At 33.9% G+C, this 22180-nt stretch carries 18 protein-coding genes; 7 read left to right on the top strand and 11 right to left on the bottom strand.

What is annotated here, in order from left to right:
• Window positions 1-229 precede the first annotated feature (229 nt).
• Window positions 230-1579, bottom strand: coding sequence for an MFS transporter (locus tag V6M85_RS03695; protein ID WP_338603132.1), 1350 nt, complete (start codon window positions 1577-1579; stop codon window positions 230-232).
• Window positions 1580-1716: 137 nt separating this feature from the next.
• The gene (locus tag V6M85_RS03690) at window positions 1717-2742 is read right to left on the bottom strand and encodes an alcohol dehydrogenase catalytic domain-containing protein (protein ID WP_338603129.1); all 1026 of its coding nucleotides are present in this window, start codon (window positions 2740-2742) and stop codon (window positions 1717-1719) included.
• A 133-nt stretch (window positions 2743-2875) separates the two neighbouring features.
• Between V6M85_RS03690 and V6M85_RS03685 the strand changes: the two genes are divergently transcribed.
• On the top strand, window positions 2876-4180 hold the full coding sequence (locus tag V6M85_RS03685) for an aromatic ring-hydroxylating dioxygenase subunit alpha (protein ID WP_338603127.1): 1305 nt from the start codon (window positions 2876-2878) through the stop codon (window positions 4178-4180).
• A gap of 156 nt (window positions 4181-4336) precedes the next feature.
• On the opposite strand, the gene V6M85_RS03680 is transcribed toward V6M85_RS03685, so the two are convergent.
• The 4 genes from V6M85_RS03680 to V6M85_RS03665 all read right to left on the bottom strand — a co-directional run bounded on the left by V6M85_RS03680 (window position 4337) and on the right by V6M85_RS03665 (window position 7529).
• Window positions 4337-5443 carry a mandelate racemase/muconate lactonizing enzyme family protein gene (locus V6M85_RS03680; protein WP_338603125.1) on the bottom strand — a complete coding sequence of 369 codons (1107 nt, stop codon included), beginning with the start codon at window positions 5441-5443 and terminating at the stop codon, window positions 4337-4339.
• A 21-nt stretch (window positions 5444-5464) separates the two neighbouring features.
• Window positions 5465-5656, bottom strand: coding sequence for a hypothetical protein (locus tag V6M85_RS03675; RefSeq protein ID WP_338603123.1), 192 nt, complete (start codon window positions 5654-5656; stop codon window positions 5465-5467).
• Between the two features lie 344 nt (window positions 5657-6000).
• Complete coding sequence (locus V6M85_RS03670; RefSeq protein ID WP_338603120.1) at window positions 6001-6495, bottom strand: aromatic-ring-hydroxylating dioxygenase subunit beta; 495 nt, start codon at window positions 6493-6495, stop codon at window positions 6001-6003.
• Window positions 6496-6518: 23 nt separating this feature from the next.
• Window positions 6519-7529 carry an ABC transporter substrate-binding protein gene (locus V6M85_RS03665; protein WP_338603118.1) on the bottom strand — a complete coding sequence of 337 codons (1011 nt, stop codon included), beginning with the start codon at window positions 7527-7529 and terminating at the stop codon, window positions 6519-6521.
• 147 nt (window positions 7530-7676) lie between these two features.
• Between V6M85_RS03665 and V6M85_RS03660 the strand changes: the two genes are divergently transcribed.
• Complete coding sequence (locus V6M85_RS03660) at window positions 7677-8891, top strand: amidohydrolase family protein (protein ID WP_338603115.1); 1215 nt, start codon at window positions 7677-7679, stop codon at window positions 8889-8891.
• Between the two features lie 37 nt (window positions 8892-8928).
• Here V6M85_RS03660 and V6M85_RS03655 read toward each other — a convergent pair whose 3' ends face one another.
• A complete protein-coding gene (locus V6M85_RS03655) occupies window positions 8929-10629 on the bottom strand; it encodes a CocE/NonD family hydrolase (protein ID WP_338603112.1) in 1701 nt (566 codons plus the stop codon).
• Between the two features lie 235 nt (window positions 10630-10864).
• Window positions 10865-11647 carry an acetoacetate decarboxylase family protein gene (locus V6M85_RS03650; protein ID WP_338603110.1) on the bottom strand — a complete coding sequence of 261 codons (783 nt, stop codon included), beginning with the start codon at window positions 11645-11647 and terminating at the stop codon, window positions 10865-10867.
• A gap of 172 nt (window positions 11648-11819) precedes the next feature.
• Here V6M85_RS03650 and V6M85_RS03645 point away from each other — a divergent pair, with 172 nt between their 5' ends.
• A complete protein-coding gene (locus V6M85_RS03645; protein WP_338603107.1) occupies window positions 11820-12728 on the top strand; it encodes a fumarylacetoacetate hydrolase family protein in 909 nt (302 codons plus the stop codon).
• Window positions 12729-12736: 8 nt separating this feature from the next.
• Here V6M85_RS03645 and V6M85_RS03640 read toward each other — a convergent pair whose 3' ends face one another.
• Window positions 12737-14017, bottom strand: coding sequence for an aromatic ring-hydroxylating oxygenase subunit alpha (locus tag V6M85_RS03640; RefSeq protein WP_338603104.1), 1281 nt, complete (start codon window positions 14015-14017; stop codon window positions 12737-12739).
• Between the two features lie 334 nt (window positions 14018-14351).
• Between V6M85_RS03640 and V6M85_RS03635 the strand changes: the two genes are divergently transcribed.
• On the top strand, window positions 14352-15644 hold the full coding sequence (locus V6M85_RS03635; RefSeq protein ID WP_338603101.1) for an MFS transporter: 1293 nt from the start codon (window positions 14352-14354) through the stop codon (window positions 15642-15644).
• A gap of 9 nt (window positions 15645-15653) precedes the next feature.
• On the opposite strand, the gene V6M85_RS03630 is transcribed toward V6M85_RS03635, so the two are convergent.
• On the bottom strand, window positions 15654-16619 hold the full coding sequence (locus V6M85_RS03630) for an iron-containing alcohol dehydrogenase (RefSeq protein ID WP_338603098.1): 966 nt from the start codon (window positions 16617-16619) through the stop codon (window positions 15654-15656).
• A 225-nt stretch (window positions 16620-16844) separates the two neighbouring features.
• On the opposite strand from V6M85_RS03630, the gene V6M85_RS03625 reads away from it, so the two are divergent.
• Window positions 16845-17360, top strand: coding sequence for an aromatic-ring-hydroxylating dioxygenase subunit beta (locus tag V6M85_RS03625; protein WP_338603096.1), 516 nt, complete (start codon window positions 16845-16847; stop codon window positions 17358-17360).
• A 65-nt stretch (window positions 17361-17425) separates the two neighbouring features.
• On the opposite strand, the gene V6M85_RS03620 is transcribed toward V6M85_RS03625, so the two are convergent.
• The gene (locus V6M85_RS03620; protein WP_338603093.1) at window positions 17426-18535 is read right to left on the bottom strand and encodes a cupin domain-containing protein; all 1110 of its coding nucleotides are present in this window, start codon (window positions 18533-18535) and stop codon (window positions 17426-17428) included.
• 204 nt (window positions 18536-18739) lie between these two features.
• On the opposite strand from V6M85_RS03620, the gene V6M85_RS03615 reads away from it, so the two are divergent.
• Entirely contained in the window at window positions 18740-20476 is a 1737-nt protein-coding gene (locus V6M85_RS03615) for a thiamine pyrophosphate-binding protein (protein ID WP_338603091.1), read from the top strand.
• Between the two features lie 474 nt (window positions 20477-20950).
• Complete coding sequence (locus V6M85_RS03610) at window positions 20951-22165, top strand: amidohydrolase family protein (RefSeq protein ID WP_338603088.1); 1215 nt, start codon at window positions 20951-20953, stop codon at window positions 22163-22165.
• Window positions 22166-22180 lie beyond the last annotated feature (15 nt).

The raw sequence follows: 22180 nt of genomic DNA, 5'->3' as shown, positions 1-22180 counted from the left end.
TGAGGTTTTTGCAAGCTTTAGACTCTCTCTATCAAGAGGGTCATAAAATTTACATTCGTTTACAAATACTAGACAAAAGCATTAAATACTAGAGCCATTGAGAGTAATTATTATTAGGGATCTCTTTAATTAATGTAATAAGAGTATTGCATTTCCCAGATAGGGAATATAAAAATTAATACCGTTTTGGAAAATCCCCATAAATTAAAGTTAGGCCCATATATATTGATTAATCCTCTAGTTGAATTCCTTTAGTTTCTTTAAGAAATAGTACAGAAATCAGAGAGACTAGGGCTATCGCTATTTGGACTCCTGCTATTATATTTACTGCATGAGTAATTGGAATTCCTGCTATTAGGGGCGGAATTAAGAACGCTGTAGTTACACCTAGATAGAATCCAGCAAATTGAAAGGATAATCCGGACCCAGAGTATCTATATTTAGTTGGGAACAGTTCCACAAAATAAGCACCTATAGATCCTACAGAGAGTCCTTGAAATACTTGAATCAATATCAAAGCAGCCATTATTGCATATGGATTCAAGGTCCCTATTAGTAAGAAATATGGATACGTTAACGCTCCTACACCTATTGAGCTTATAACAATAATCATTCTCCTGCCTAATTTATCGGAAGCCCATCCACCTAAAGCAGCTGATATTATAGTGAAATATGCCCCTATCCCAAGCATTAAGAGTACAAATGCTGGTGTAGGAATGCCTAGCAGTATGTGTTTTCCTGATGCTATTAGATATTGTAGTGTAAATGGCGTTATGACTACACCTGTAACTGACACACCAAGGAAATAGGCGGCCGCTGCATGAAGAATTCTGCCCCCATACGCCTTGAATATTTCCAAAGAAGGTAATTTAGCCGGTCTGCGTTTTGATATATAATTTATGAAAATTGGAGATTCTCTTAATCTCGCTCTAATTATACCTCCGACTATAGCAGCAATAGCACCAATTCCAAATAAAATACGCCATCCAAGATTCATTATGAATTGTGTGGGAAACAGTAGATATAATACCCCAAAAGATACTGCTGCAGATCCTATTCCAACCCATGCAGAAGCTCCTAAAATCCCAGACCAAAAACCTCTTTTCTCAGGCTTTGCTACATATTCGATTAACCATGTCGAAGCTCCTCCCCATTCACCACCAAAACCTAAGCCTTGAATTATTCTAAATAAGATTAACAGAGCTGGTGCTAATATTCCCAGTACAGAATATGGTGGAACAAGAGCCATCCCTATAGTACCTATGAAAATTACTATAAGTGTTGAAACTAACGTAGACATTCTGCCCATTTTATCGCCAAAATGACCAAAAATAATTCCACCAACTGGTCTTACAACATAGGCAGCCCCAAAACTTAGGAACGACAGAGCTACTGCCACACCTGGGATTTTAGATACTTGTTGAAAATATAGAGCCGGCCATATAGTTCCAGATGCTGTACCAGCTAGTATAAACACGTAAAAATCAATGAAAGTGCCTATGGATGAAGCTATTGCTACATTCCTAACATCTTTAGGAGTAACTGAAAATGGGAGTTCTTTTTCAGACTTTCCACTCATCTTACGTTTCTTTCTTTCTACTCCCATATTTATACTTTTCCTTCAAATTTTCTTGAAGTATATAGGAATATATAAGATCATTAAAATTTTAGAAAAAGATTTTTACTATTAAAAATAACAGTAATTTAGTTTTAGCCTTATGTTACTTCAACGAACACTCTACCATCTCTTTCTGGGGATACCACAGCCTCAAGAGCTTTTGGTGCCTCATCTAACTTGAATTTTTTCCAAATCTTGACTTTTAATTTGTTAGCCAAATTAACTAATGTATGAAGTTCAGATTTTTTACCCCCTCTAACACCAATTAATGTTCTTTCAAATCTATAGAGATAGATGGGAAACACTTGCATAGGTTCTTCCTTGAACTCACCGCCAGTTAGCGCACCAAATGTAACCCATCTACCCAACGTACTAACTATTTTAAGACTTTTATTCCATGTTGCAGAACCTACTGAGTCTATTACAACATCAACCATTTTCCCTTTAGTTATTTCCTTTACCTCTTCTTCAACAGTATCGAGATTAACTAAATAATCTACGCCAAATTCCTTTAGCCATGGTCTATCCTTCCTAGATACCGCAATCACTATCCCTCCAAAGATCTTACCTAATTGTATAGCGAACATTCCGGTATTTCCGGAGGCTCCAAATACCGCTAGATATTCTCCTGCTTTTAGTCCGGCCTTATTTAATGCATGATATGGCGTTAAAGCCGAGGCAGGTAGACTTGCCGCAATCTCCCAACTTATATCTTCAGAAATTTTTATTACATTTTTTTCTGGAACTGCAATGTATTCTGCGAGACCACCATTGGCATTTATCCCAAATCTTCCGCCATTTCTACATAGCTGTTCATTTCCAAGAATGCACATATCACATGTTCCATCATGAATTCGATGATATACTATGACTCTATCTCCCTTTTTTAAACTCTTAACTTGATCTCCGACCCTTTCCACAACACCAGCTATTTCCTCTCCAGGAATGTGTGGTATTGGATGTATTTTGTGCCCTTGAACAGTAAGATCCTTAGTCATATAGTAATCTTGAGGATGAATCCCTACCATTTTTACCTTAATTAAAACATCTTGTGGACCTACTTTTGGTTCCTCTACGTCTTTTACTTCTACAATATCTGGTCCTTCAATTACTAAGGCTTTCATCTATTCTCATCATCTAATTTAGCACCCCTTTAATATAACTCTATCTTTTCTAAAAGAGGAGGAGAGATTTGAGTTTTAATCCTGCACTAATTTAAGACAACTTTAATATGTTATATTAGTTAAGTAATGTTAAATGGAAATGACTCCTTATAAACGGTCTATTAAGGATTATATTGTAGTTGATAGGCAACAAGGATTATTTAGACTTAACGCGGAAGTTTACAAAGATCCTTATTTGTTTGACCTTGAAATGAAAAAGATATTTCATGAGGGTTGGGTTTATTTGGCTCATGAATCTCAACTGAAGGTACCTAATGATTACTTTACTACCTATATTGGTGATACTCCAATCATATTAGTTAAGACAGAAGATGAAAGGATAATTGGTTTAATTAATAGATGCAGGCATAGGGGAGCTCTAGTTTGTAGGCAAGAAAAAGGTAATTCTAAATTTTTTAGATGTCCATATCATGGATGGACGTACTCTAACTACGGTAAACTTGTAGGTATTCCAGATAAGGAAGGATATCCAGAACATTTTGATATAGAAAACCTTGGATTGATTAGAATTCCTAAATTAGTCAACTATTATGGTTTCATTTTTGGCTCACTATCATCTAAAGCACCTGAGTTTGAAGACTATATAGGAGAAGCGGGAAAATTGTTACGATTAATAGCTTTAAAGTTTCCTGGTGGAATTGAGGTTCTAAAAGGTATTCATAAATATGGTATGCAAGTAAACTGGAAATTAGCATTTGAAAATGCAGTGGATCATTATCATGCTCCTTTTGTTCATGAAAGTTATTTTGAGGCTGTAGGTCATGAACCCGGTAAAAGAATAGATTTGAGGTCTAAGGATTTATCTCTCTATTTAGGTAAAGGACATTTAGTAGATTTAATGTTCAGAGACTATGAAGTGTACGAAATAGATGAAAAGGGAATTCCTTGGTATCTTAAGGATAATAATAATTTAAACGAAATTGAGAAAAAGTGGGCAGCTAAAATTACATTTCATCTAGGTATTTTCCCTAATGTAATAATTTTTGACGTTGCATCACCTGGACCTACCATTAGAGTTATAAGACCAGTTACTGTTGATTATACTGAAGTCTACGCATATTATTATTTACCTAAAAATGCACCTAGAGAATATAAAGAGAGAGAATTACGAGCATCATTAAGATTTTATGGTCCAGCGGGAATGGGTACTCCAGATGATGTTGAGGTGTTAAAGTTGGCTATGGAGGGATATAATGTAAAAGATGAGAAAGGTAAGTACAATGATTTATCTAGGGGTACACATAGGGATTTTAAAGATCACGAAATTTTAGAACTAGTTAATGCTGAAATGATAGGACATGGAACAGATGATACTGGCTACAGAGGGTTCTATAAATGGTGGGCCAAGGTAATATTTAATGAAGAATTGAGTATTTAATTCAGGTTTATTTTTATACACTTATAAATTATCATAATTGCGATTTATTATCTAATTTTTTATTGTAAGAGAACATAAAAATTGGTGCTAACTTAGAAAATCTCACTTACAAAGCAATTCCATATAGATAAATTTTTTTTTAAAAATATTAGACATTTAAGGCTCTTGATATATTATGAATTCTTGATCCTCACCACTCGGAATATTTTCCCTTGGTTCAATACCTAAACCTATTCCTTTAAATTTAACATAATCTACGTTGATTTCTCCATCTACTTTAAAGTAAATATAGGGATCATCAGGTGGTGTCTCAAGAAAGAACTTGTCATGCGCAGTCACCGCTATGTGGTAGTTTGCTGAAATTCCTATCCATCCATTGTCTGGTCTATGATGAAAAGATAAACTCACATTATACGCCTTAGCTAAGGTAACTCTCTTGACTGCTTCAGTTATTCCGCCTATTTTTGTGGTATCTATTTGAAAATATGTGTATGCCTCGTTTTCTATTGCTCTTCTAAATTCATTTATCGTAAATATGTTTTCACCTCCGGCAATTGGTATTATTTCGTTTAACTTTTTTAAGGATGCATAATCGTCAGTTTGTTTTAATGGATCTTCTATCCAAAGTGGTTCGTACTTTGATATTATGTTAAAAAGCCTTTTAGCTTTTTCATAACTAGGTATAGATGAGCTTAAGTCTACTATAATTCCAATTGAAAAACCGAAGTTATCCCTTATCTCTTTCATTATCTCATTTATTCTAGTATAATGCTCATGTATTTTCATAATTTTAAATCCTTTCTCCATAAACTTTTTTAATACTCTCTTTAATGAATCTGCATCTTTATATCGAGATAATGCTATATATCTAGGTATATCCTTCCCAGAATACCCAAGGATCTTATATATTGGTCTTTTCAGTTTTTTACCCAATAGATCCCATAGGGCTATGTCTATTCCAGAAATTACTCCAGAAGATACTGCACCTTTACCTGTTTCCAAAATTTTAAAGAGCAGATCGTTTATTTCGCATATTTCTTCTTCATCCTTGCCTAAGATAGCTTTAGCTATTTTTTGACCTAATGAGATGTAAACATCTCTGGAATTTGCTGTAGTAGCTAAAATCTCTCCCCATCCAGTGATGTTCTCATCATTAACTATTTTAACGAAAAGTTGCGAACTCCACTGATTATACCATAATTGCAATGGATCAGTTTTTTCTAAAGGTATGTTAGCCTTTACGAAGTCAATCTTCTTTATCATTTGTTAAAAATCTCCTTTATGCTAATAAATGTATTTCTCCAAAATATTATCTGGTATTCGCATTAAAATTTCCATAGTTAACGGGTCTACATATTTAACTACACCACTTGTTAGGCATTCAATTTTAAACCGTGGACCATTGCCGTTTAAATCTATTGAGATTCTAATATTAGAGAACTCATTCCTTATTTCTAAAAACTTAGCCTCTTTCATTATTTTAGATTAGAGATAGTGAACATTAAAAATTAACCTTAACAAGCAGTTTATCATATGTTATGTAAGCTTATTTATTACTTACGCGTTTAATCATTAGACTTCTATCGGATATATAGGCTAATTGTTTTCATTTAAGTGTCGGAGTGCATTCATGGAAATTAGTATGTAATACGAACTAAATTAAACTCTCTCTTAACCCTCTTGATATTTTCCAACCACGTTTGATTAAAGGAAGTAACAACACTAGAAAACACCTTACCCTTCATGACAATAAGCAAACCCAAAGTATAATCAACCATACTCCCTACGATTTTTCAAGTGATTGTAATAGCAAACAAAAATCATATTAATGGCAAAATTCCATTCTGTATAAAGTCATTAATAATTATTACCTTCTTATGTTTTATTTTAAGTTCTCCATTATTATATCTTACTATTCCCATTTCTGCAACTCCCACATATGTCTCTAATTTCTTATATAAGCTTCTATATATATAAATTGTCCAGTTATATTTTATCTTCCATATTTTTTCTATTTCATCAAATGTTCCGACAACATTTGAGATCATTCTTACTGTTCGAGGATGGGGATTATACGCAGGAGCCTTCCCACTTACTATCCTCTTTACATATGTTTCTATGTCTTTTTTAGAAGGCAAATAAAGTATGCTAACATCAGTATTGGGATCTGTGGTTATATTCTCCTCATTCTCCCATGCAGGTATCCAGTAATAGGAATCGTTATCAAATAAGGCCAACCATTCATTGTACTTCCTTTCATCTAACAATCTCGCTTCCTTGTAAATAAACTCTAGAATTTCCTCCGGTAAAGTCATATAAAATCACGTTATTATTAATGCTAAGTGTCTGTGACCTCTTTAGCGAATAGGTCTTCTGGCTTTATGGGGTTAGGTATAATTCCTTGTTCATACATATATCTGATAAAGGTTTCGATTGTGTGATAATTCTTCTTTAAGCCATAAGGCCAATAGTCCTCACCCATAACATTTACCGTTTCCTCATAATGGTCAAAAAGCCAAGGTAAAGCGTAATGTAATGTACCAGTAGCTGTAGTGAACTTTTCGAAAGCGATATTTTTAGCTTCTTCGAAAGCCTTATAGAGAGATCTAGCAATCCATCTATTGTTTTCGTATACATCTCTTCTTATTACGATTACATGCATTATAGGGAATATTCTAGTTTTTTTGAAGTAATCTGCTTCAAGTTCTCTATAGTTTCTGAATAATCTTACTACTTTTTCTGGGTAGTTTTTGAAAGAGCTAGGAACTAATGCACTATATAATGCATCTATTTCTCCATTAGCTAGCATATCTGACAAATTTTTTCCATTAGGTATTCTAGTTACCTTGATATCCTTATACTTTGGCAAGACATCAGTTTCAGCTAATACTGTGAAATATCTTCTCCTTTTTGCGGGATCTTCTAATGGACCAGTATAGTAAGTTACAGATTCAGGTTTAACTCCATAAATGTCACTTAATATACCCTTTATCCACACTGCAGCGGTTTGTCTATATTCTGGAACTCCTACTCTTTTTCCTATTAAATCTTGAGGTTCTTTTATACCAGAGTTTACATTTACATATATACTGTTATGTCTGAATGACCTTGAAGGGAAGACTGGAATAGCTACAAATGGTTTATCTTCAAAAAGAGAAGCAACATAGGCGCCAAAGGATAGTTCTGCAACGTCAAATTCCTTGTACTTTAACATTCTGTAAAAAGTTTCTTGAGGCCATAACGTTAAATAGTTTAGTTCTATCCCTTCTGGTTTAACAGTTCCATCATATAATGCCATTGTTCTATCATAACTCCAGCATGCCAGCGTTAAGCGAGTTTTTTCTACCATAGGTTCAATCATAAGGAACTCAAGATTTAAGTTTAACTATTAAGGTATAGTAAAGGAGGTTATCTCTAATATTTTAGAGATATTTAGCAGGTTTAAACTTCAAGATAAACACAAAAATTTAAAAATATAGGTTAAGTAAGATGTCATATGATAAATAAACCAGAAGAGCTTAAACAATTTATAGTAATAGATGCAGAATCACATGTAGTTGAAAACCCAGAAGATATAGAGAGATTTTTAGATAAAAAATATAGGTTACCTATGATAGTAAGGGATGAAATTAGTGGTACAAGGTATTGGGTTATTGATGGTAAATTATATACTAGACCTTTCGGATTTGGAGGAGGAGAGGCTAGAGGTCTAATAGATCATACGTTTAATAAATTCTATGGTAAGATAAATCCCAAATTAAAAGCTAAGGATGCATCACTTAATGATCTTGAAGGTAGGCTAGCTGACTTAGATCAGATGGGAGTCGATATTCAAATTGTAAATCCTACTTCCAGTTTAATCATTCCCTTTATGAGCGATAGAGAATGGGCATATGCTATGTCTAAGGCCTATAATGATTATGTGGCTTCCAGATTAAAATATACCAAGAGAATTTACGCTAATGCAGTGGTACCTATTCAAGATGTTAATTTAGCGATAAAAGAAATGGAAAGGGCTAAAGATTTAGGATTTAAGGGAGTTGTAGTTCCATCTTTCGTATCTGACGGTCATTTCATAGCATTAAAGCCTATTTTTGATGAAGAGTTCTTTCCATTTTTTAAGAAAGCAACTGAACTTAACATGCCAGTAATAATCCATATTACCCCTACTAGCTCTGAATTGCCTTGGGTCTTCTTATTTAACAAATATCTTTACGTTAGAGGAGTGGGTCATCCTTATGCTATGATGGTAACGTTAATGGGATTAATAGGAGAAGGCTTTTTTGAGCGTTTACCCAGTTTAAAAGTTCATCTATGCGAGGCAGGCGCTTCATGGTTACCCTATTGGATATGGTGGCTTGATGAAGCGATAGAGAGTCCTAGACTAAGAAAATACTCCTTAGAGAGATTCGGTATAGATCCTTATCCTAATTTAAAAAAGTTAGCTTCCGAGTATATTCAACAAGGTAATATCTACGTCAGTATAGAAGCTGATGAACCTGCTGAAATTATTAAGTATATTATAGAGAAAATGAGGTTGGAGAACAATTTAGTATTCGCAGCAGACTATCCCCATGCTTCTGAAGCCCAATACTTTCCAGAATATTTAAATCTGTTCATCGAGAATATAGCTAAACCTGCTGGTCTTTCCTCTGAACAGATTAGAAAAATTGTAGGAGAAAATGCGAGACAATTATATAATATATTATAATAGTGATATCTGTATGCCGAAAGAAATTTTCAATGAATTAGAACATAGATAAATAAGTACCTATTATATTTCCCGATACTATTGGAACCCATAATGCCGATGGATGATCTTTATCATGATAAATTGTGATTCTTGAAGGACGTTGTCTCCTTATATGGCGTGATGTAGGTCCCGCTTCGTAAGGTGAACTTGGGGGATCTGCGCTACTAATTAAAAGTCCTAATCTAGTTCCTACCCTAAAGAGATTTGCAGTAGGTACTATCTCTATCTTGAATTTATATATTTTATTAGGTTCAAGTAGTTCTCTCTTATCATGTGTATAATAGAAAGACCAAGGTTTCGATTTACTTTCATCTATATACCTTTGTGAACCTCTTAGCCAAGCTCCAGTAAGCGCTCTCTCATTGCCTTTCTCATCTATTTCAAATATTCTGATGGAAAGTAAAACTTCATTATCAGTGGTAGATAAGTATAAATCTAGAATTAGAGGTCCTATAACCTCAGTCTCTTCAACGAATTTTGGAGTAATATACCGTAGATTGCCTCTAGCCCAAGGAGAATCAAAATAGGAATCTGATGATTCGTTATCCCAAAATTCATGTTCACTTAAAATGCCATTCTCGTGTAGGTAAAAGGGGGTCCATTTAGTTTCAGGGAGAGGCCATTCTTCAGCCTCTCTCCATTTATTAGAACCCATCACAAATATCTTTACTGGTTTCTCATCATTAATTCCAGTATCGATACCCTTAAGCCAGTAATCAAACCATCGTAATGCCTCATATTGAAGCTGGTAAACTGGTCTATCCAAAAAATATGGTGGGCCTACTGTTAACCTTTTAGGTGCAGGTATTTTATCCCAAGCTCTAAAGGCTGCAGGAAGATGAAAGCCATAATTTGCCCAATCTCCACCTAAATATGCAGGTATCCTTATATTTTCAAGATTAACTGTTCTCTCTTTCCAATAATCATCGTATAGCTCATGTATTAATACTCTAACTATGAACGGATTGATACCATTATCCGGATTCAGTAATGCGTCTTTTAATTCTGGAACTGCAGTCACATCTGGATTCTTCAACAAATTATTAATTTTCTCTAATTCATCAGGAGTAAAATCTTTATTTACTCTCGTATTACTTTCCTGTAAAAATTTAGCAAAATCTACTACATATTTTCCAGCTAATATTCCTCCTTGATAAAACATATCTCTATACGGATCCGTACTTCCCCATGGAGCGAAAATACATTTAAGATGAGGAGGATTTTTGGCTGCAACAGCTAAGGCTATCATGGCAAAATATGACACACCAAAAGTACCTACATTACCGTTAGACCAAGGAAATTCCGCCAGCTTTTCTATAACTTCGTAAATATCTTGAACTTCTCTAGGTCCTAAGAATTCATAATAACCCTCTGATTCGCCAGTACCTCGTACATTAAGGATAACATGAACATACCCTCTTCGTGCGAAAAAATATGGATCTCCAGCTTCTAATGTACCTCTTCTTCTTTCTTCTTCTCTTTTCTCTATATTAGAATATCCCCCTATTTGTACAGGCTCAGTTTGGCCATATTTATCATATGGATGTGCCGAAAGAATAATTGGAAATTTACCTTCTGCATTTGGCCTAAAAATATCACAATCTAGGGATATTCCATCAGAGACCTTGATCTTTACATTTCTTTCCCTGACTACATCAAATTCTCTTTGAGATGTTTTCCATTTTTTCGTAAACATTGTAATCAACATGTAAATTGATACCTAATTAATAAACTTTACTAGTCCTAATTTTTACTTTGTCATTATTGTAAACCATGGCAATTCATAGTGTAATTTCTCATTTTTATTAAGTAGAGTACGAGAAGTAGCCTTAACTTTGGAAAACTATAAAGTAAATCTTAAGATATTATTTGTAAGGTTTAATAAATTTTTTAATGTCTTAAAAAATGTTTTAAAAACTAATTTAAATTTATTAAAAGAGTTCTGACTCAGATAGTTTCTTAATTAATTTAGTACCGGGTATTCTGAAGCCAATTTTGTAATAATATCCCCCTAATTTCTCTATTATCTTAAAACTATCTACCTCATCATTAATCCCTTTGCCTATTTCTATTTCTACATCACCTTTCCACACGTCAGTTACTTTTAAATCTTGTAAGTCTAGTCTAACGAGTTCTAATACGTTAGTCTCACCTTCTCCTTCAGCAGGGTAATCTCTTATTAATAGCGTTGGGCCAAATGTTGGAGGTTTTTCTATTTTTTCTTTTAAGGTAACCTTTATTTTAAACAAAAGGCTACTCCCTCGTGCCACATAACCACCTACAACTACACCAGCTTTAGGTTCGCTAATTTGTGGCAACAATGGATGAAAGCGAGTAAGTTGTATATTTGCTATCTTTTTGGGAAATCCATTTAACCAGCCTCTGATAACAGCAAAGTCTTTGTCTACCCACATGAATGGATAATATTGATAAATCCCTCCTTCATAGTATACTTTAACACCTACCGCAGACTCATTATATTGTGTTAGCATAGGTTCCTCATATAAGAGGTCAGTCCTATTTCCCATTACGGTTACAAACTCACGTACGGAGAAAAGGGCCTCTCCATCGGTTTCAAATATTTTTGGGACTACGTTCTTAAGAGTCTCCTTATCTAATTTTACATGAGCTACTATAAAATTACCACCGTAATAGCTCTCCTTACCTAAGACAACTGATGATCTGTCTGTACTTGAAAACGGATGTATTTTCATTATAAAAACCAGATTGTTTATTCTTATTTGCTCTTAAAAAATTAACTGTCGTATAAAAATGCGAGGCTAGACTGTATGAAAAAAGAAAAATCCGAGTGTTTAATAGTAAACCTATGGATAGCAAGTACGTATGCGATATACTTAAAAGCTCTTACTGTTAACTAAAAATAATATGAGAATACTAAATTTTGCACCACATCCTAAAGCTAATCCAAGGCTAGGAGCCCTATATCAAGGTAAAATCCTTGATGTGCCGTATGCCTTTAAAGAAGTTTTTGACAGTGAAGCGCCATCTTGGTTTAACTCCACTGACAATTTAATTAAAGGTGGTGACGAGGCTCTTAGTTTACTTAAGAAGTTACTCAGTTATAATAATATAGATAGTAACTTATACAATTTAGATGAGGTTATATATTATCCTGCAATAATGAATCCAGAAAAGATCTTATGTGTATTTTTGAACTATGAAGCACACACTAAAGAGGCAAAGAGAGAAACTCCTAAAGAACCTTATATTTTCTCTAAACTTCCTTCTACGTTAATAGGACATAAATGGCCAATAATATTACCTAAAGCTTCAAAGCAAGTTGATTATGAGGCAGAATTAGCTCTTATTGTAGGTAAGAGGGGTAAGTATATAAATAAAGATGATGCATATAAGTATATATTTGGGTATACTATTTTTAACGATGTTAGTTTTAGGGATAGAAGGCAACACGCTATGATGAAGGAAATAGGTCTTAATTTCTTACATGCGAAGAGTCTTGATGGAGCTGGTCCAATAGGTCCTTGGATAGTAACTAAGGATGAGATAACCGATCCACACAATTTATCCATAACTCTATGGGTTAATGATGAGATAAGACAAAATGATAGTACTAGAAGCATGATATTCAAAATACCGGAAATAGTTGAATACATCACAAATGGGATAAGTTTAAAGCCGGGTGATGTAATCTCAACTGGTACTCCTTCAGGTACAGCGTTAGCTACCGGAAAGTTTCTAAAAGAAGGGGATAATGTTCGAATTAAAATAGAAAATATAGGTGAATTAATAAATCCAGTTAAAGCGGAAAGTTAAAAACCTTTTTATGTGTAGTCCTCTAGCATATATCTTAACCACCATTTATAAAATCCCCTTATATAAGTATCATCTAGTGCATTACTAGCTCCCTCAAATTTTATTCCTCCTTCTTCAACTTCCTTAATGTGATCAGTTTCCCTATATTTACCTTTAGTTAAATTAATTAATGGATTATCAAATCTACTAGCCTGGGTTACACTTATCATAACTTCATTATCATCTGCTGATCCCATACCTACTGGTCCGCTGAACTCTTCATAAGCTCTCAGTAATTTCCTCCTAATCTCCGGAGATATGTTCTTAGGTAAGAAAATATAAGTTTCCATATGAGTTAAATCTGGCCTTATTGGATTGATCACTCTTATAGTAGGTACGGATTCATCATAGTCGAGAATAAGTAAGTTGGGCATAATTGCAGCATGCATGGTACATCTCCACCTGAATTCTCCCCTATTTTTACCTAAAATTTCCCTTAATTTATCAGCATTTGTGACGAGTGGTAATTGTTCTCTTACATTCTCCTTGTCTAGTATAAAGAAGAAATGCCCTCCTCTTAAGTACCCTGCGGTATTGTATGGAGACTTACTCTTTGCTGCAGCTGCCGTAGTGCCAGGCGACCTATTGTTAATGTACATTGATAACATGGCCACGCTAGCATGTAATGTAGGAAAGTGGTATGTATCCACCGTATTTTCTAAAACTAATTTCCAGTTTCCAGTGTATGCATATTTTACTGGTCCTTTTACTTCTATCCCTTCGGGAGATATATCCACAACATAATCTATGAATGTTCTGGCTTCACCTAAATGTTCCTCTAATGTCTTTATTGGATTTATACTAGCGAATATAAACCCTTTATAAGACTGTATATTTATCTCCTTTAAGTTGAATTTGTTTATATCATAGTCTTTAGGGAGTCCTTCTCTATCTGGCATACCCACAAGTTTTCCCTTATTATTAAAGGTCCAGCCATGATAAATACATTTGAAAAATTTAGAATTACCCTTATACACTCTACATAATACATTACCTCTATGAGTACATTTGTTTATGAAGCCACGTATTTTGCCATCATCACCTCTTGTTATTAATACTAAATATTTACCAACCCTACTAACTTTAAAATCTCCAATGTTGTTTAATTCGCTTTCATGAGCAACATAAACCCATAACCTATGATAAATTCTCTCCATTTCCATTTCAAATATTTTCTCATCAGTATATACACTAGGATTTAACCAGACATCTTCTCCATCATCTTTTACGAGACTCTTTAATGTTTCCATAATTATTAATAAATTTCTCACAATAATAAACTTTATTTACTAATCAGCCTTCGTGCTTGTAAGGACCAGTACCATTTTTCATAATTCTTTATGTTATGGAAAAACGGTCTAAATTCCTTTAGCGATATATATAGTTAGGGAGATAAGCCATAAACTAATTTGTTGTACTGTCTTTCTACGACTGTCATATAAGTAGTTATGGTGTATTAATGGTAAATTCTTTCCAAAAAACATATAGAATTCGGTATTTTTGATATAAAAACTAATTTTACATAAAATACTATATAAAGAAAGACTTATATTGTATAGTTAATAAAAAATCTTAAGTGAAAAGATGGCAGATAAAGCTATAAGGAGTAAAATTCCCTATATAGCCTTTATCACATCTTTTGGAACATATTTAGAGTATTACGACTTCTTCGCGGGTTCAATATTTGCGGGCACAATATGGCCTGTGTTATTTTTCGCTCCAGGTAATATAGTTGCAGCCACAATAGCCTCTATTGGTGCCTATGCTTCTACGTATTTCGCTAGACCGGTAGGGGCTTATATTTTTGGTCATTTAGGAGATAAAGTAGGTAGGAAGTTTAATCTAATGCTAACCTTACTGTTATTAGCTATTGGATCCATTGGAATAGCACTGTTACCACCATACACATCTATAGGAATAGTTGCGATAGCGTTACTTACAATATTTAGGGTAATTCAAGGGCTAGGATTAGGCGGTGAATATGGAGGTGGTGGTGCTCTCCTCATGGAATTTGTAGGAAGTAATAGGAGAGGACTATGGAGTGGCGTATTCCAAAGCTCTGCTGCATTTGGCTTATTAACAGCTTCTGGAGGTGTGTTATTAGCGTCATCTATATTAAGTGGGAAAGCTTTTCTTACGTTTGGTTGGAGAGTAGTTTATGGCGTTGCTGTAATAGCCGCGATCATAGGTATAATTTTGAGATTCAGAATGTCAGAAAGTCCAATGTTTTTATCTTTACAGCAACAAAGACAAATAGTAAAGTGGCCAGCCTCAACTGTTTTAAGGAAATATTGGAAATTGGTAATTTTATTGGCCTTTTCATGGCTTTATATTGTTGGAGTAAACCAATTAGTGGTGGTTTTTGGAAATGAATATTTGTCTAATCTAAGTTTTCCAATATCATTTGTAAGTTTAGGCGTGGTGATTCAAGGAGTAGTAGGTGTGTTTATAACGATTTTTAGTGGATATATTTCAGATAGGATAGGAAGGAAGAGGACGCTGATTATAGGTGGTATTTTGGGAGTAATTTCCTTACCTCTCTTCTTCACAATGGCACTTACTAGATCTGCAGTAATGGTTTTACTAAGTGAGGTATTAATGGGTATCACAACATGGTGGGGCTTAGGAGTTATTATAGCATTATACTCAGAAAACTATCCTACGAATGTTAGAGCGTCTGGTGCAGGTCTCTCATATCAGCTTGGAGGATTTATAGCAGGGATAGTGCTAGCGCTTATATTGCCATTAGCTATATTAGCAGGCCATGGGATCATAGGCTCATGGCCTTATGTAAGTATGATAGGAATTATTATTGCAATTATTTCAATAATATCACACCTAACGTTAAAAGAGACAAAAGACCTTAAATTGGCTTAATTAATAAATTCAATAAATATTTTTTATAAATAATTTAGCCTCTTCAGTGGTAATCTTTTTAGGATTTGCACTTAAATTTACCGCTTCAACAAATTTAGGTAATAGCTCTAGAGCATGTTCTAATTTAGCGTATTTAGAGAGCTTTTCGTCTATCCCCATCATGTTAAGCAATTCCTCTATTTTTTTATCTAAATGAGGATAAATTGATAATAGTTTTTCGGATCTATTAAACCTTATGGCCTCAGCCAACGATATGCAAGATGTTACGCCGTGCGGTATATCAAATCTAGTCCCATACACGTGGCCAAAAGAATGACTTAATCCCATACCCGCAAATTTTCTAGCTAATGACGATATCCATGCTCCGATTTGGCAGAATTCCAAATCTTCTAACCTATTTTCTATGCATGTTAACATCATATTTATACCTTGATTAGATAAGGTATCAGTGAAAGGTGAGGCCTTATTTGAATAGAATGCCTCGACAGCATGGTCTAGAGCTTTAAATGCTGTAGTGGCTAAAAGATATTTAGGAGTGTACATTAATACTTCTGGATCAAGGATTATAACATCAGGGTTTTTAACTCGTCTAGACATCTTAAAGCCATCTTTGTTTCTGTATGAGGCATTGTACGTGTATTCTGCACCTGATAGAGTTGTAGGTATCGCTATATGAAAACCATTAAAGGCTAGTTTAACTGCGTCTATAACACTTCCTCCACCTAAACTTATAACAGCATTTTCATTAAATAGTTCCTTAGTCAAAATAGAAAGTTCATCCTCTGGCACATGCTGTGCAGGACCTTTTATGATCTTTTTAACTCTAATATAGTTCTCTATTTTCTTTAAAAGTTGGCTATTCAGTAGGCTTTTAGTGACCACTACTGTTACCTCTCTTACTCCCAGATCACTTAAACTAGAGAGGGAATTTTTCCCATAGAATACCTTAACATTGTTAAATTCTGACAACCACATTGCGTGTAAATATATCAGTACGTATATAAAAACTTACATAATTTAAGTTGAGGTTTTCTTTGTCGTTAATTTGTGTAGATTAAGTAACTGAAATTAATACAAAGATAAAAAGACAAGTCACTATCAAAATCAAATGTATTAACCTAATTAACTTCTTAGTTAAGATTCTCTTTAACTTAAGCTATATAATAGATTTTTAAATCACCTTTCCATAAAAATTAATATATGAGCCAGCAAAATGTTCCTAAGGATGAAATTGAGAATTTCGTATATTATGAGATGAAACTATTAGATGAGAGAAGATATCAAGAATGGTTAAATCTTTTTGCTGATGATGGGGTATATTGGATTCCAAGATGGGTTTCCGAAAATAACATTGTTGAAAATCCTGAAGATGATTTGAACGTCTTATATCTTGATAGAAAGAGACTAGAGATCTATATAAGGAGAATTTTAACAGGCATGGCCTATACTTATGAACCTCATCCTAGAACTACTAGGTTGGTTTCTAACATATTAATAGGTGAAGAGACCCAAGATTATATTCAAGTTTTATGTAAATTTATTATGAATATATTTAGAGCTCAACCTCATGAATTATATGGGCCGAGAATGTTAGAAACACTAAGCGGAGATATCGAGTATAGGTTGAAACGCGTAGATGGAAAGTTTAAAATAAAACTTAAAAAAGTGACTGTGATAAATGAACCTATAATCGGTGGACAATTATATGTAATCTAAATGCCATCGTATGTAAAATTAAAAATTAGTAAGGTTAAAATAAGTGAATAAAAAGACAGTTATATTTACTTTGTGAGCTCTTCTCTATATATACCTACCTTTTTAAATAAAGGTTCGTCAGAGTAAGAGAATAATATCAATGGTTTTTCTTCGTTGTTTACTATTCTGTATTTATGCCAAGGAGGTACTATAACAATATCATTGGGTTTCATATTGAATTTCTCGTTTCCAACTTCTATAATACCATTTCCTTCAATCCCTACAAATACTATATGTTCAGTCTTTCTAATGGCAAAAGTCTCTGACTTAGGCTTTAACAATCTTATCTTTAACGCCATTGTTGGGAATGCATCCTCTCCATTTAGTGGATTTATGTATCTTAATACAGTCCCTTCAGCTTCATCTGCTTTACTTTCCTTTTCGCTTAATCTTGACAAACCTTCTTTAGCCTTAGAATATGGATAATATAATAATGGATTGTAAACCCCTATATCGTCTTTTTCTGGTTTTAATCCACTTCCATACGTGGCTAGAATATCATCTTGTGTATGTGTTATTGGCTGTTTATCCATTTTATAGACTTCTGCATAATTCTTATAAAATATCCCTCCCATATACCATATGAGAGGAGCGTCAAGTCCATCTAACCATATTACATCACTTTCTCCTTCATTTCTATGGTCATGCCACGACCAACTAGGCGTTAATACAACATCTCCCCGGTGCATTATGATTCTTCTACCATTAACTATTGTATATGCACCATCTGGTGGAGCCTCTAAAATTAGTCTAAATGCGTTTGGTGTATGATAATGGGATGGGGCTACTTCACCAGATTTAACTAATTGTATTGCAGCAAAAATAGTTGGTGCTATTGCTATAACTCCTACGTATGGTAGTTCCTTCAATCCTGGATTGACTAGTTGAACTTGCCTTCTTTCTGCTTCTTCTGGTCTCAGCAATTCTGAAAGTTCATATAATAGCTTACGTAAGGTTGGATATTCCCATTTATATGGTATAGCTAATGGGGTGGGTTCATTAGTAAAAATTGGTCTTTTTACTAGACCAAATTTAGGAGCTTCAGTTGGATGAAATGTTATAAAATAAGTAGTTAAGTTATGTGACATTAACTTCTTAAAGAATTCATGTCTCTTTTGTTCTAATTCACTACTCAATATATCACCTTACTATATACTTCTTTCAGTAAAATTAAAAGGTTTTCATTTTAAAGTTATTAACCAGTAAGTAGAAATGGAATTGCCATTAAGATTTATGAACTTTTAAAAATCAGGCTTAAGATAAAATCATCACTTTAAGGATAAAAAATATCAAACTATGATAAGGAAAAAATATAATCAAGTATTAAAGTATAGGATAATATGAGTGAAACTAAACGAAAATACGCTACAGATATAATCGTAGATTTATTTAAGGAGTATAACATTGAATACGTATCTGCTAATATAGGTTCTTCTTTTAGGGCATTATGGGAATCCTTAGTGAATTATGGAAATGGGAATCCTGAGTTAATTAGTGCACCGCATGAGGAGATAGCAGTGGGTATAGCGCATGGTTATGCAAAGGTAACTAACAAGCCTATGATAGTTTTGCTTCATGATACTGTGGGATTATTACACGCTACCATGGCAATATATAATGCGTGGTGTGATAGAGTACCTTTGATTTTGATAGATGCTAATGGTCCTCTAGATGTTAAAAGAAGAAGACCTTGGATAGATTGGGTTCATACTACATTACTTCCTAATAGTGTCATAAGAGACTATGTGAAATGGGATGACTATGCTATATCATTAGAGTCTTTTATCCGATCTTTTATTAGGGCTTATAACATAACTACTGAAACTCCTAGTGCACCAGTTTTTATAGGCGTTGATGTAAACGTTTTAGAACAAGAGGAGAATAAAGAAGTCAAAATTCCCAAGATCTCCTATAATTCAACTAAATTTTATCCAGATGTTTCAATTATTAAAAAAGTTGCTAATGAGATAGCAATGGCAGAAAATCCATTAATAATTGCAGGCAGAGCTGGTATAATTCATGAGAACGTTAACAGACTAGTGAATTTTGCTGAATTGACGGGATCTAAGGTAATTGATACATTAGAATATTTCAATTTTCCTAATACACATCCCCTAGATGCTACGTTCACAAATGTGATACAGGATGCTGATGTGATACTAGCCATAGACAGCCTAGTACTGGATTATTATCTGTATAAAACTGATAAACTAAGTAGAGAATATAAACCATTATTTAGATCAGATGCTAAAATATTTGTGATTGGTAATCCAATTATGAAGTCTTGGGCAAGTGATTATGAGGATCTGATCCCAGCTCAACTGATAAGGTCTGATTCGGATACTGCTCTAGATACACTGATTAGTATAACCTCTAATCTAAAGTTGGATAAGGAGATTATTAATGAAAGAATTCACAAAGCAACAGAGACGCATAATGAATTAAGGCGAGCATGGTTAAATGAGGCTAAAAATAGCACTGGGAAACCAGTCTCTCTCTCTAGGCTTAACTTAGAATTGTGGAATGCAATTAGGGAAAGCGAAGTCGACTGGGTTCTTACTAGTGTAAGTCACGGAGAGGCAGTAAAGTGGAGTAGGAAAATCTGGGACTGGACGAAGCCTGGTTGTTATATAGGATGGTCTAGAGGTGCTGGCTTAGGTTATGGGCTACCCATAGCCATAGGAGCCTCTTTTGCATTAAAAGAAAAGGGAAAGTTGGTAATTGATCTTCAACCTGACGGTGATCTATTATATACATCCTCAGCATTATGGGTAGCGTCACATAATAATCTTCCACTGCTTATCGTTATGTATAACAATAGAGCGTACTTCAATGATGCTGATCACAACGCTTTGATAGCTAAGATGAGGAATAGAGATTCCGAGAGAGCGTTTAAGGTCGGTGGCGAAATTAAGGATCCTCCCATAGATTTCGCTACATTGGCAAAATCTTTCGGTTTAGTTGGAATTGGACCTATTGATAGCGGTGAGAATCTATCAGAGGTGTTTAAAGAGGCTATAAATACCATTAGGGAGAAGAAAGTTCCAGTTTTGGTAGATATTGTGACCTCGACTTGAGTTTTTAGCTGATATTCAACAGATGTAATATCATAGAGTTTTATGTATGAATTTCAATTATTGTAGATTATTTATAATCGTTACAATCAACATTATAACCCAATTGTGAAACGAGGCTACAAACTACCACAGTTTATTATGATCCTTTACTAGCTGTAATCCTCCTTAATTGTTTTCCTTATAATGAAATGATTATATCCATAAATTAAATTATATTGTATAAATATAGTATTATAAGTAGATGCCTTATTTTTAATTGTTTATAAGATCTCTTGCTTTCATTCTTCATAAGGATAAATAATGTGATAATACTTATAGGAATTCTCCAAAAACGACTGCGATTTATATAAATATTATAAAATATATAAATCGAAGTTTATTAAATTAGATGTATTAAACTAGTTAACGTTCGTAAATAGTAATGTAATGTTAGTAAAATTTAAAAATATAATGAAGAAAACATAAAAGGAGAATATGTTAAGTAAACCGGATGAGCTAAAAGATACAATTATAGTAGATGCAGAAGCACATCTAATGGAAAGTCCTGAAGAATATCAAGATTATTTAGAGAAACCATATAGGATACCAATGATAGTTAAGGATGTTGTAACAAATACACGATATTTAGTAATTGATGGGAAATTAGTCCCTAGACCTTTTGGTTTTGGTGGTGGAATGATATTAGGCAACATAGATCATGCTAGAAATCCTTACTGGGGAGCTAATAATCCTAAACTGAAGGCTAAGGGATTCTCACTTGATGATATTGAAGGTAGGCTTTCTGATATGGATCAAATGGGTGTTGATATTCAGATAACAGCTTGTACTAATTGTCTCTCAATTCCAAATATTAAGGACAAGAACTACGCTTATGTATTAGCCAAAGCTTATAATAATTACGTTCATGATAAATTAAAGGGAATAAAGAGGATTTTGGTTAGTGCTATTGTTCCTCTACAAGATGTCGACCTAGCTATTAAAGAGCTTGAAAGAGTTAAGGAATTAGGATTTAAAAGTGTAGTAGTCCCTCCCTATGTTTCCAATGGCACTTATATAGCATCTAAGCCAATATGGGAAGACGAGTTCTTTAAATTCTTCCAGAAGGTTGCACAATTAAATATGATCTTAATAATACATCCTACTGGCGCTACTAATGAATCACCGTTCGCGTTCCAATTTTATAACTGGTATTACGTTAGAAGTATAGCTTTTCCATTTTCTAATATGGCAACTTTAACAGGATTAATAGGTGAGGGAGTCTTCGAAAGATTACCCACGTTGAAAGTTTGTTTTGCGGAATCTGGTGCGAGTTGGTTACCCTATTGGATATGGTGGCTTGATGAAACCATAGAACATGGAGCACTAAGGAAATATTTTAAGGACAGATTTGGTATAGATCCCTATCCTAATTTAAAGAGATTAGCTTCAGAATATATACAACAAGGGAATGTGTATAGCGCTATTGAGTCAGATGAACCTCCAGAATTACTTAGATATGTTGTTGAAAAATTAGGAATGGAAAATAATTTGCTATTTGGCACTGATTATCCTCATGTATCTGATATAGACTATTTTCCGGATCAGGTTAGAGTGTTTATAGAGAATGTGGCAAAACCTGCAAATTTGACTCAAGCACAAATAAGTAAAATATTAGGGGAAAACGCGGTGGATTTATTTAATATAAGGTAAGGATAGTTTTTTAAA

It is taken from the genome of Sulfolobus tengchongensis (genome assembly GCF_036967215.1).
GTDB classification, from domain to species: Archaea; Thermoproteota; Thermoprotei_A; order Sulfolobales; family Sulfolobaceae; genus Saccharolobus; species Saccharolobus tengchongensis_A.
The sequence above is the reverse complement of the archived record's forward strand: the minus strand, read 5'-3'. Positions and strand labels throughout refer to the sequence as shown.